The organism is Mycobacterium sp. TY815 (genome assembly GCF_030755135.1).
Lineage (GTDB): Bacteria > Actinomycetota > Actinomycetes > Mycobacteriales > Mycobacteriaceae > Mycobacterium.
The window spans coordinates 4500496-4513158 of the sequence record NZ_JAUFRX010000001.1 but is presented as its reverse complement, the minus strand read 5'-3'; the positions used below and the strand labels follow the sequence as shown (position 1 = coordinate 4513158).

General features: G+C 60.8%; 7 protein-coding genes and 1 tRNA gene. 6 read left to right on the top strand and 2 right to left on the bottom strand.

The window, feature by feature from the left end; genetic code table 11:
• Window positions 1-22 precede the first annotated feature (22 nt).
• The gene (locus QXK92_RS19760; RefSeq protein ID WP_306244020.1) at window positions 23-1669 is read right to left on the bottom strand and encodes a DUF3662 and FHA domain-containing protein; all 1647 of its coding nucleotides are present in this window, start codon (window positions 1667-1669) and stop codon (window positions 23-25) included.
• A gap of 236 nt (window positions 1670-1905) precedes the next feature.
• On the opposite strand from QXK92_RS19760, the gene QXK92_RS19755 reads away from it, so the two are divergent.
• The 6 genes from QXK92_RS19755 to QXK92_RS19730 all read left to right on the top strand — a co-directional run bounded on the left by QXK92_RS19755 (window position 1906) and on the right by QXK92_RS19730 (window position 10674).
• Window positions 1906-1988, top strand: a tRNA-Leu gene (locus tag QXK92_RS19755).
• A gap of 264 nt (window positions 1989-2252) precedes the next feature.
• Window positions 2253-3707 (top strand): class I SAM-dependent DNA methyltransferase, encoded by a 1455-nt coding sequence (locus QXK92_RS19750; protein ID WP_306244018.1) that lies wholly within the window; start codon window positions 2253-2255, stop codon window positions 3705-3707.
• A 149-nt stretch (window positions 3708-3856) separates the two neighbouring features.
• The gene (locus tag QXK92_RS19745; RefSeq protein WP_306244016.1) at window positions 3857-4894 is read left to right on the top strand and encodes a restriction endonuclease subunit S; all 1038 of its coding nucleotides are present in this window, start codon (window positions 3857-3859) and stop codon (window positions 4892-4894) included.
• A 9-nt stretch (window positions 4895-4903) separates the two neighbouring features.
• Window positions 4904-8359 carry a DEAD/DEAH box helicase family protein gene (locus QXK92_RS19740; protein ID WP_306244015.1) on the top strand — a complete coding sequence of 1152 codons (3456 nt, stop codon included), beginning with the start codon at window positions 4904-4906 and terminating at the stop codon, window positions 8357-8359.
• Window positions 8352-8972 (top strand): DUF262 domain-containing protein, encoded by a 621-nt coding sequence (locus QXK92_RS19735; RefSeq protein ID WP_306244013.1) that lies wholly within the window; start codon window positions 8352-8354, stop codon window positions 8970-8972. Before QXK92_RS19740 ends, QXK92_RS19735 begins: the two co-directional genes overlap by 8 nt.
• Window positions 8973-9030: 58 nt before the next feature.
• Window positions 9031-10674: an RNA-binding domain-containing protein gene (locus tag QXK92_RS19730; RefSeq protein ID WP_306244012.1), complete on the top strand. Its 1644-nt coding sequence runs from the start codon at window positions 9031-9033 to the stop codon at window positions 10672-10674.
• 78 nt (window positions 10675-10752) lie between these two features.
• On the opposite strand, the gene QXK92_RS19725 is transcribed toward QXK92_RS19730, so the two are convergent.
• The gene (locus QXK92_RS19725; RefSeq protein WP_306244009.1) at window positions 10753-12600 is read right to left on the bottom strand and encodes an ATP-dependent endonuclease; all 1848 of its coding nucleotides are present in this window, start codon (window positions 12598-12600) and stop codon (window positions 10753-10755) included.
• Window positions 12601-12663: the final 63 nt, after the last annotated feature.

Genomic DNA, 12663 nt, shown 5'->3' with positions numbered 1-12663 from the left:
CGGCAGCTTCCGGTCAGTGGGTTCAGTGAATGCGGACGATGATCTCGGAATGACCCAGGCGGATCACATCGCCGTCAGCCAGCTGCCACTCCTGCACGGGGGCGTTGTTGACGGTGGTGCCGTTGGTCGAGTTCAGGTCGGAGAGCAACGCGACCTGACCGTCCCAGCGGATCTCCAGGTGCCGGCGTGACACACCGGTGTCCGGCAGCCGGAACTGGGCGTCCTGGCCGCGGCCGACGATGTTGGAGCCGTCGCGCAGTTGGTAGGTGCGGCCGCTGCCGTCGTCGAGCTGCAGGGTGACCTGTGCCCCGACGGCGCCGTAGCCGCCCTGGCCGTAACCGCCGTAGCCGCCCGCCGCGCCGTAATCCTGCGTCGGAGGCTGGCCGTAATCGGGAGCCGACGGCTGACCGTAGTCGCCGTACTCACGGCCGGCCGGTTCGCCGTAGCCTTGCGGCTCGCCGTATCCGCCCTGCGGCGCATACCCGCCGGGCGCCGACGCCTCGGCGTACTGGGTGTAGTCGCCGCTGCCGTAGTCCTGGCGACCGTAACCGCCGCCCTGCTGGTAGCCCTGGTCCTGACCGTAACCGCCACCCTGCTCATAGGACGGCCGCTGCGGCTCGGGGGGCGCCGCCGGCGCGCTGGGTGCGCCGTACCCCTCGTCCTGGCGGGCCGGCTCCCGGCCGTAGTCGCCGTAGCCGCCGCCATAGCCCTGCTGGCCACCCTGGGGCTGGCCGTACCCGCCCTGCTGGTAGCCCTGGTCCTGGCCGTAACCGCCCTGACCGCCGTAACCGCCGGCGGGCGGGCCCTGCGGCGCCGCGGGCGGAGGTGCTTCGTAGGTGGGGGCGTAGTTGCTCTGGCCCTGGTCGCCGTAACCGCGCTGCTCGCCGTAACCGCGCTGCTCGTAGCCGCCCTGGTCGCCATAGCCGCGCTGGTCGCCGTAACCGCCCTGGGGTTGCCCCGGAGGTCCGCCCTGCGGCTGGCCATAGCCGCCCTGACCCTGGCCGTAGCCGCCTTGATCCTGGTAGCCGCCCTGACCGTAACCACCCTGCTGGGGCGGCGGGTAGCCCTGCTGCGGCGGGTAGCCGCCGGGCTCCGGCGGATAGGGGGGCTGGCCACCCTCCTGCGGCCGCTGGTAGCGGTCGTCGTAGTACTCGTCGGGCCGCCCCTGCCCCTGGCCGCCGCGGTAGCCTGGATTGTCAGTCATCGGTCGTACTCCTGGTTCTGCGCCAAACGCATGATGTGATTGTGGCTGGGCGGAATCGGTAGTCGTCGGGCGGGGCTCGACGTCGGGGTTGACAGTCCCGCGGGCGCGGAACTGGCCGGTGTGCAGGTTCGAGGCCTGCTCGAACCGGACGACCACTTCACCATACGTTTGCCACCCCTGTTCCTGGATATAGTCCGCCAAGTACCGAGCAAAAGCGTTCGACGTGAGCTCCGGGTCGCCGCCCAACTTCTCGAAGTCGTGCACACTGAGGGTAATGATGTATTCGTTGGCTGCCAAAAGGCGATTTCCCTGCAGGGACCGGACGCTGTCGGCAGCCTCGCGGCGCAACAGGGCTTCCACCTCTTGCGGCACGATCGATCCCCCGAAGACCCGGGCAAACGCATCACCAACCGTCGATTCGAGTTTGCGCTCGATGCGCTGAACCAGCCCTCGTTGGCTACCCATTTTTGGCGCTCGCCTCACTACTGTGCACGGGGACGTCGGCCGAAGGTCGCAGAGCTCGGCCCGGTGACGTATTAACCGTCAATCGTATCGGGCCAGCGTGAGGCGGCGGCACCGTCAGAATCCTGAGAATCACATCGATACTGTTCAGAGACCTTGGTGGGCGTCAAGCGCGGTGGCCCCCGACCGCACGGTTGGGGTCTACGGCCTCTACAGTGATATGGTCCTCCGGTTGTTTCGGGCGAGTGGCGGAATGGCAGACGCGCTGGCTTCAGGTGCCAGTGTCCTTCGGGACGTGGGGGTTCAAGTCCCCCTTCGCCCACAGAGAGCGGTTCTACGTAACCGCGACGCAAAGGTCACGATCCAGATATGGGTCGTGACCTTTGTGTTTTCTGGAGCATGCCGGGATGAACCTCCCGACGGCGGTGCCGCGGGATTCCTAGCGCCAAGTCCCCACTAGACCCGGTTGAGTGACGCCATGTCGCTCGATCTGCAGGTCGCTCGTCAGCGTTGTGCGCCACTTGTCGGCCGGGTTCTATATACAGTTCCGTTCAGTTCAAGACTATGAGTTGAGGGGGCGTCCGCCGTGATCACCGGTGAGTTGAAGAGCAAAGTCGACCGGGTCTGGGACGCATTCTGGTCTGGCGGCATCTCCAACCCGCTGGAGGTCATCGAGCAGATCACCTACCTGCTGTTCATCCGACGCCTCGATGACCTAGAGACTCTGGAAGAGCGCAAAGCTCGCCTTGGCGCAGCCGGCGAGCTCCGATTCGGTTCGGACCAACAAGAGCTCCGGTGGTCGCGCTTCAAGAATGAGGAGCCGGCGGTCATGTTCGCGACGGTCGGCGAGAAGGTCTTCCCCTTCCTGCGGACCCTCGGTGGCGATGGCTCAACCTATGGCGAGCACATGAAGGACGCCCGCTTCACGGTCCCGACGCCACAGCTGCTCTCTAGGGTGGTCGACCTTCTCGACGATATTCCGATGAACGACCGCGACACCAATGGAGATCTTTACGAGTACCTGCTGTCGAAGATCGCGAGCGCCGGTGTCAACGGTCAGTTCCGCACGCCTCGCCACATCATCAAGCTGATGGTGGATATGACGGCGCCGACGCCAACCGATGAGATCTGTGATCCGGCAGCTGGCACAGCGGGCTTTCTCGTGGCTGCGTCGGAGTACATCCGCGACTGGTATCCATCGGTACTCACCGATGCTACGCAACGTAAACACTTCCACGCCAGCATGTTCCACGGCTACGACTTCGACAACACCATGCTGCGAATCGCCAGCATGAACATGCTGATGCACGGCATCGAGTCGCCCGACATTCGCTATCGGGACTCGCTGTCCGAGGGTGCTACTGAAGACGCTGAGAAATACACGCTGATCCTCGCAAACCCACCGTTCGCGGGGTCGCTAGACTACGAGTCAACATCGAAGGACTTGCAGCGGGTCGTGAAGACAAAGAAGACCGAGCTGTTGTTCGTGGCGCTGTTCTTGAAGCTACTGAAGCCGGGCGGCCGCGCTGCGGTCATAGTGCCCGACGGTGTTCTGTTTGGGTCGTCGAAGGCGCACAAGGAACTGCGACGGACGCTCGTCGAGGACCACAAGCTTGATGGGGTTGTGAAACTGCCAGCGGGTGTGTTTCGGCCCTACGCGGGCGTCTCGACAGCGATCCTGCTATTTACCAAGACGAACTCCGGCGGAACCGACCAGGTGTGGTTCTATGACGTTACGGCTGACGGGTTCTCGTTGGATGACAAACGGCTGGCGGTAGAAGCCAACGATCTTCCCGATGTACTCCTGCGTTGGAGTAACCGAACCGGTTCAGAACTAAGGCGGGCGCGAACGGAGCAGTCCTTTTGCGTAGTGAAAGAAGACATCGTCGAAGAAGGGTACGACCTGTCGTTAACCCGGTACAGAGAGACAATTGACGATGAGATCGAGCATGCGAGCCCCTTGGAGATTCTGCGAGAAATCGAGAAGCTTGAGGAAGAAATCATCTCCGGCCTGGCTGATCTGAAGGCGCTGTTGTCATGACCCCGCCAACCGTTCCTTTGGAATCTGTGGCCGAGGTCAAGCTGGGCAGGCAGCGGTCACCGCAGCACCACACAGGTCCGACGATGCGAAAGTATCTGCGTGCAGCGAACGTGGGGTGGTCTGGACTTCGCCTAAGCGACGTCAAGTCGATGAACTTCAGCGACGCTGAGATGGATACGTTTCGGTTGAAGCCATTCGACATACTTCTCAATGAGGCTTCCGGTTCACCAGGAGAAGTAGGTAAGCCAGCGATGTGGAGGGGTGAACTCGACGACTGCGGATTCCAGAACACACTTCTGCGGGTCCGCCCTGGCCCCAAGACTGATCCGGATTATTTGCTGCAATACTTTCGCTACCAAGCCGGAACCGGCGCATTCGCGCGGGGTTCTCGCGGGGTAGGTATTAAGCACCTTGGCCGAGAGGCACTGGCCAAATGGCCGGTACCACTACCTCCAATCGACGAACAACGGCGCATTGCAACCGTTCTGGACCTTGCGGATGACCTCCGCCACAAGCGAAGCAGGGTTAAGGATCGGATTGACGCCCTCGCGCAAGCAATCTTCACCGACATGTTCGGAGATCCATTTGAAAATGAGCGACAGTGGCCGACCAAGCGGATAGATGAGGTCGCGCTCGTACAACTAGGCAGACAGCGGTCACCGAAGTATCAAACCGGGCAGCACACCCGCCCCTACCTGCGCGTTGCGAATGTTTATGAAGACCGCTTAGATCTCGGCGATGTCCTGACTATGGATTTCAACGAAAAAGACTTTGCGGAGTATGTCCTGCGGCCGGGGGACATTCTGCTCAACGAAGGTCAGAGTACTGAACTTGTCGGTCGCCCGGCGATGTTCAATGGTGAGCTGGAGGGATGCTGCTTCCAGAACACACTCCTGCGAGTGCAGGTGGATACCGCCCAGGTATGTCCAGGCTTCGCCTTGGGCGTCTTCTTGGATTATTTCCGCCGAGGAAGGTTCGCCAGGCTTTCGTCAAAGACGAGTAGCGTGGCACATCTAGGAAAGTCTCGGTTTGCCTCTATGAAGTTTCCTTTGCCGGATTTGGATGTGCAGGCGGAATACTGTCGGAAAAGAGATCAGCTGCAAGTAATCTCGGAGTCACACCGAACGGTGTGGTACGACCAGTTACTTGCTTCGCTTCAATCCCGCGCGTTCTCTGGGCAGTTGTGAGGTAGGGACATGTCGAACTTCGCCTTCCTGCAATCCGTCGGCTGGCCGGAGATGCACGCCGATTGCACGCGGGCGGAGAGTTACGCCACCAGTGACCCCCGGTCGGCGTGCTTCTATAGCCGTCGAACCGTCGAGCTGCTGATCGACTACCTGTATGACGTTCTGGCGCTGCCGATTCCGTACAAGAACGACCTGATCGCCAAGATCAATGATCCGAAGTTCAAGTCGAAGGTCGGCGTTGGGATCGCCACCAAGCTCAACCTGATTCGCAAGCTTGGCAACACCGCTGTCCACGAGGCGCAGCCCATCCCGCCACGGGTGGCGTTGGATGCGCTTCGCGAACTGCACCACGTCATGCTTTGGGCGGCATTCCGGTATTCGACTCAGCCGCAGTCAGTTCCGATAAAGGCCGCGTTCGATCCGAAGATCGCGGTGAAGGCCGCACCGTTATCCCGGCAGGAGGTCGCGCAGCTTGCGGCGAAGTTCGCCGCTCAGGATGAAGCCCACGCCAAGGCGCTGGCTGAGAAGGACGAACTCGCCGCTGGGCAGGCCACCGAGATCGCCGCATTGCGCGAGGCTGTCAAGAAGGCCCAGGCCGCCAACCAGCAGACCGATGACCGTGACTACAACGAAGCAGACACCCGGGACCGGTTCATCGACGTCATGCTCGCCGAAGCCGGCTGGCCCCTTGCAGACTCCAAGGATCGCGAGTACCCGGTCACCGGCATGCCCAATGGCGACGGCAAGGGGTTCGTCGACTACGTCCTGTGGGGTGCCGACGGTCTCCCGTTGGGGATCGTGGAAGCCAAACGGACGACCAAGAGCCCGCAGGTCGGCCAGCAGCAGGCCAAGCTGTACGCGGATTGCCTGGAGAGGATGACAGGGCGGCGGCCACTCATCTTCTACACCAACGGTTTCGAGCACGGGATCTGGGATGACACCGGCGGCTATCCGCCGCGGGAGATTCAGGGTTTCTACACCCGGGACGAGCTGGAGCTGCTGATCCAGCGCCGCGCCACCCGCAAATCGTTGACCGAGATGCCGATCGACTCGGCCATCGTGGAACGGCACTATCAACACCGCGCCATCCGCGCGATCGACGACGCGTTCACCGCCAAGCAGCGCGAGGCCCTGTTGGTGATGGCCACCGGGTCGGGCAAGACCCGCACCGTCATCGCGTTGGTGAAGCAGCTGATGGAAGCCAACTGGGTCAAACGGGTCCTGTTCCTCGCCGACCGCACAGCCCTGGTCACCCAGGCCGCCAACGCGTTCAAGACGCATCTGCCCGATGTGACCACCGTGAATCTGGTGAACGAGAAGATCACCGACGGCCGGGTATACGTGTGCACCTACCCGACGATGATGAACCTCATCAACGACACCGACTCTGGCATTAGAAAGTTCGGACCCGGCTACTTCGACCTCGTCGTCATCGACGAAGCCCACCGGTCGGTCTACCAAAAGTACCGGGCCATCTTCGACTGGTACGACTCACTGCTCGTCGGCCTGACCGCCACCCCTAAAGACGAAGTCGACCACAACACCTACCGACTCTTCCGCCTCGAAGACGGCGTACCCACTGACGCCTACAGCCTCGACGACGCCGTCAAGGAAGGCTTCCTGGTACCAGCTGTCGGAATCTCCGTCGGCACCAAGTTCCTGCGTCAAGGCATCCGCTACGCCGATCTCTCCGAAGAGGAGAAGGACGACTGGGATGCCCTGGACTGGGGCGACGAGGACCCACCTGACGAGGTGAGCTCAGAGGAGATCAACCGGTTCCTTTTCAACGAGGACACCGTCGACAAGGTGCTCGCCGAACTGATGAGCAAGGGCCACCGCGTCGCCGAGGGCGACCGGCTCGGCAAGACCATCATCTTCGCCAAGAACCAAGCCCACGCCGAGTTCATCGCGCGACGCTTTGACGTCCAATATCCGCAGTACGCCGGAACATTCGCCCGTGTCATCACGCACAGCACTGCCTATGCCCAGTCGCTGATTGACGATTTCTCCGTCACCGACAAGGCCCCACACATCGCCATATCGGTCGACATGCTCGACACCGGCATCGATGTCCCCGACGTGGTAAACCTCGTCTTTTTTAAGCTTGTTCGGTCCAAGACCAAGTTTTGGCAGATGATCGGCCGCGGGACCCGCCTACGCCCCGATCTCTTCGGCCCCGGCAAGGACAAGCAGAACTTCTACGTCTTCGACTTCTGCGGCAACCTCGAATTCTTCAGCCAGGACCTGCAGGGATCCGAAGGCTCGTTCCAGAAGTCATTGAACCAGCGGCTGTTCGAAACGCGCCTTGGCCTGATCACCGCAATCGACCACGCCTGGCCGCCTTCGGAGGCAGAACCCGACGAGGGGCAGGGCACCGAGACCGAAAGAGGATTGCGGGTCGATGTTGCGTGGTCGCTCCATCGGGCCGTCACCGGAATGAACCTGGACAACTTTCTGGTGCGACCCCACCGCCGGCTGGTCGAGCAATACTCGCAATGGCCGGCCTGGACGTCTCTGACGCCCGATGTCGCAGGCGATGTCGCCGAACACATCGCAGGGCTGCCGTCAGCGCACAAGGACGAGGACGAGGACGCCAAGCGCTTCGACATGCTCGTCTTGCGCCGTCAACTCGCCCAACTCGAAGGCGACGCTGTCGCGGCCGAACGGCTACGCGAACAGATCCAGAACATCGCAATTGGCCTGCTGAGCCAGACAGCGATCCCGTCGGTGAAGGCACAAGAGGGGCTTCTCGAAGAGGTCGGCGGGGATGAGTGGTGGGTTGACGTCACCCTGCCGATGCTCGAATCGGTGCGGCGCAAGCTACGCGGTTTGCTCCGGTTCCTGGAGAAGGCGAAACGGAACCAGGTCTATACCGACTTCGCCGACGAACTCAGCGAAGCCACCCTCGTTGATCTCCCGGGGATCACGCCCGGCACCAACTGGGAACGCTTCCAAGCCAAGGCCCGCGCGTATCTCAGACAGCACCAGGATCACGTTGCGCTGCAACGGTTACGACGCAATAGGCCCTTGACCCCGGATGACCTGGCCTCGTTGGAGCAGATGCTCGTCGAGAGCGGTACGGGAGAGCAAGCCGATATCGAGCTGGCCAAGGAGCAGTCGCATGGCCTGGGGTTGTTCGTGCGGTCACTAGTCGGGCTGGACCGCGAAGCCGCCGCTGAAGCTTTCGGCGCATACCTGGACGGCACGAAGTTCAATGCCGACCAGATCCGCTTCGTGAACCTCATCATCACCGAACTGACAGCCAACGGCTTCATGGAACCTGTGCGGCTCTACGAGACGCCGTACATCGACCACGCACCGACGGGTCCCGACGACGTGTTTGGCGAGGCGGATGTTGACAACATCGTGACCATCCTGAACACCGTGCGGGACAACGCAGCTCCTGCCACTCGTTCAGCAGCGCAACCTCATGCCAATGAACAGGGAGAGATCGGCTTTGGATAAGAAGTTCACCAGCGGTGACACGCCGTTAGGCGACCTGCTTCGTCAGGCCGGACACGGGACCCTGCAGCTACCCGATTTTCAGAGAAACTGGGTATGGGATGACGGGCATATCAGCAGTCTGCTGGCCTCGATCTCGTTGTCTTACCCTATCGGCGCGGTCATGACGTTGCGAACGGGCAACCCAGATGTGAAGTTCAAGCCACGGGCCTTGGAGGGTGCCAAAGCCGCTGCAACGGTCGAGCCTGAATTGCTGCTCCTCGACGGCCAGCAGCGCATTACGTCACTGTACTTAGCGCTGGGCTCCGGAGAACCTGTGCCAACGCGAGACGCACGCGGCAATTCGATTCACCGGAGGTACTTTGCGGACATAGCGAAGTGCATAGATCCCGACCAGGATCGTGAAGAGGCGATTCTCTCGGTGTCCGCTGACGGCATGCTCCGAGGCAGGGGCGAGGTGGGCGCAGATGTCTCATCACTGCAGGGACAGGTTGACGCCGGACTGTTCCCGCTAGAGATTGTGCTGGATGCGGCAAAGACTAGGAAATGGATGAGGCAGTTCTGCGCGTCCGACGGCGCTGAAAGGGACACGTATCGAGCAGTGGGATGCTTTTGAAGAAGCGGTAGTTCACAACTTCGAGCGATACACCGTTCCATCAATCGAACTGGCTAAGATGACGCCGAAAGAGGCTGTCTGCCAGGTGTTCGAGAAGGTCAACACCGGCGGTGTTTCCCTGACCGTTTTCGAATTGCTCACCGCGACCTTTGCCGCAGATGACTTCGCCCTGCGTGATGATTGGGCTGAGCGTGAGAAGTTGCTGGCGGAACACCATGTTCTCGGTTCGTTTCGGTCGACAGACTTCCTCCAGATCATCAGCTTGCTCGCGACATACCATCGCCGGGCACTACACCTAGAAAACCACCCGGGAGATGATCGTGCGCCCGCGACGTCATGTAAGCGAAGGGACGTGCTTCGCCTGACGGTGAATGACTACCAATCTTGGGCTGACACGGTGACCGATGCGCTGCCCAAGGTGGTCCGTTTCCTCCACGCCGAGAGAGTTTTCAAGGAGTCCGACCTGCCTTACCCGACCCAGTTGGTACCTCTTACTGCGATCTTCGTAATTCTGGGCGACCGAGCTGAAAGTCACGGTGTCGCCGAGATGTTGCGTCGGTGGTACTGGTGCGGTGTCTTCGGTGAAATGTACGGCACATCAACCGAAACACGGTTCGCCAATGATCTTCAGGACGTTGTTAGCTGGGTTAAGAACGGTGCGGATGAACCGCGAACCATCCGTGAGTCGCAACTTCAGGCCGGACGCCTCGTTCGCTTGCAAACGAGGAACAGCGCAGCTTACAAGGGTCTGTACGCTCTTCAGATGAAGCGCGGGGGACGAGATTTCCGTACTGGCAACACTATTGACTTGCATGCGTATCTCGACGATGCGATCGACATTCACCACATCTTCCCGCAAGACTGGTGCCGCGCCAACGGCGTGCAGCGGTGGATCATGAACAGTATCGTCAACAAGACGGCTATTGACTCAAGAACCAATCGACGAATCGGCGGCAGTGCGCCAAGCGTCTATGTAGAGCGGCTGCAGAAGAATGAGAAGATCCCCCCCGAAGAACTCGACGCAATTCTGAGTTCGCACGACATTGACCCTATTGCTCTGAGAGCAGACGACTTTGAGGAGTTCTTCACAAAGCGCCTCGAACGTCTGATCAAGCAAGTCGAGTCAGCCACGGGGAAGGCCGTAACGCGCAGCCAGGATGGATTCGATTCACCCTTCGCACGTACCGACAGCAGTGGCGATGCCGAAGGGATAGTCGCCGTTGCAAAGGCCGGGGAGAGCAGAATCGTCGAGTTCAAATCAACGGCGCTCAAGAACCTTCGAACCGGTGAGCGCGATTCGCAGATGGAGTGGGCCATCGTAAAGACCCTGGCCGGCTTCATGAATGGCAACGGTGGATCACTACTGGTCGGAGTCGCGGACGACGGGACTTTGCTTGGCATCGAGCAAGACTTTGCGATGCTTGGGAAGAAGCAGGATAGTGACGGATGGGAGCTCTGGCTCACCGACCGCATCTCATCGTCACTCGGCAAGGTGGCTGCCGCAGACCTCCGGACGACGATCTGCGAAATAGAGGACCACACGATCGCCAGGATCGACGTAGGTCCTGCGGCAGCGCCAGTTTTTGCGACCACGATCAAAGGTGAGAAGCGCCAAGCCTTTTTCGTCCGTGTGAACAACTCCACTCAGGAACTATCCGGGCAGGAAGCCCACGACTATCAACGTCGCCGCTGGCCAAGCTAGCGACCATCACGAGTCCCCGACAACCGGGTCTAACTCTTTCGTCGGAATACGGGACATGCGCCGCATGGATTTGGCCAGTCAGAGCGGAGATCGCTCGTGCTCGGAAACGATGCTGCGAAGCCACGCTTCTAGGGGCCTGATGGCGCGGGGAAGACCCGTACGCGAGCTCAAGTGCTCTCGAAGTAGCGCGGACGGCAGATGAGGCTTCACCTTGCCGGACTTTCTGCCTGTGGAGTTCCAGCCCTTGGAACCCAACCACGAGGCCATGTCCGCCTTGCCCTGGGCTACTTGCGCGAACTTCTCTGCTGTGGCTTTGTCGACCTGATTCTCTCCGTCCGGGCCGAGCTTCTCGGCGAGGTCCGCCTGCCTCATGGTGTCGAGCAGGAGGCCTTCCAGATCTGACGCAAGCACGAACGCATCCCATGCATCTAGCATCGCGTTCAGTGCTGCCTGTTGCTCAAGCGCCGCGGTGAGGTGTGTGACTTCAGTGTCCGCCAGGCCGCACAGCTCCAAGAGCTCGTCCTGCGGCGGCCGCGGATCCTTGGCCTTCAGGATCTCTAGCAGCTTGCGCTTCCCGTTACCGCCGGCCTTATGCAGCCCATCCTTGTCTGTGACGACGTAGGCCTGAACTCCGAAGAGCTGCGCGAGGCGGATGAGATGGGGGATGTTGTCAATGCTCGATGCTTCAACCACGGTTATTCCCAGGGCATAGTGGCCGCCAGGCCCGCCCGTGATCTTCTGAAGCAGGTAGTCGATAAGCAGTTTGTCGCCGTGCCCCTCGACGAGGACCACCGCATTCGCAAACACCAGTTCGCTGTTGGTCGCGTCGCAGTACCTCGACAACCTGCCCTCTTCGGCTTCGGACATTTCCTGGCGCTTTGCCGTGTAGTTCATCCCGGAGGGGCTCAGCGGTAGTCGGACGATGCGGCGGACGGAGAAGGAATCCACCAGAACGGGGCTGTGGGTCGTTACAAGGAGCTGCGCGTCTTGGGAGATGTCGCGAAGAATCTTCGCCATCGCCCGCTGGGTCTGCGGATGGAGGAACGCCTCGGGCTCCTCAATCACAAATACAACCCGGCCTGCTATCTGACTGCTCCTAGAAGCGACGTACCGGAGAATACCTAGAACCATTGCGGACTGGAACCCCGTGCCGCGCTCGCCGATTGAGACCTCGATCTCGTCCTTGCTCGTGATGACGGCTTCTTTGAGCATGCCGCGTAGCGCGTGCCGGGAATCCGGCAGCTTGATGCCGAGATCACGTTCGCGGAAGGGCAACTCGGAGGCGACAGCCTTCATGGAGTCACTCAGTACGCTATGAACGAGTTTCTCGACTGGAGCAATTGCGTCCTCGAACTCTCTCTGCAACTGAGTTTTTCGCGAACCACCCGAGCGCACTAGTACGCCTTCGAGGGTCTCGTGCAGTCGAAGTAGAGACTGGTCGTTCTCGCCCTGACCTGTCTCGCTCACACGGACGGACGGGATCTTGACGAAGCTGAAGGACTCCAGCACGCGTTCGTAGTGTTCGCGGGCACGTGGTGATTTGCGGCTTGCGGCATAGCCGATCGTTCCACCCCGGGTACAGGAGATCTTGACCCAGAACGTTCCATTCCTCACCAGAGCGTCCGAGAAAAACTGTTTCTCGTCCTCAGTGAGGCCGCCGAACTGCACCTGAATGCTCGACATCATTCGCGGCCCGCCGTTTACGTAGTAGTCGTGCAAGGGCTTCAACCTCAGGAGGTCTGCGCTCGACGGGTCCGCGAAAAATGTCTCGAGAACGCGGAGGAGCGAGGATTTGCCGGCGTTGTTTGGACCCGCGATGAGCTGCAGCGCAGGATCAACCTCGACGCTCAGGTTCTCGAACCCGAGGAGTCGTTCGACGTCAATACGGTCGATGTACACGAAGCTCAACATACTGTGGTCGCCCACACGCGGACTCTGTCAAGGGCAACGGCTGATGTGCGGCGCGGCGACGGATGCGTGGTCTCCGAA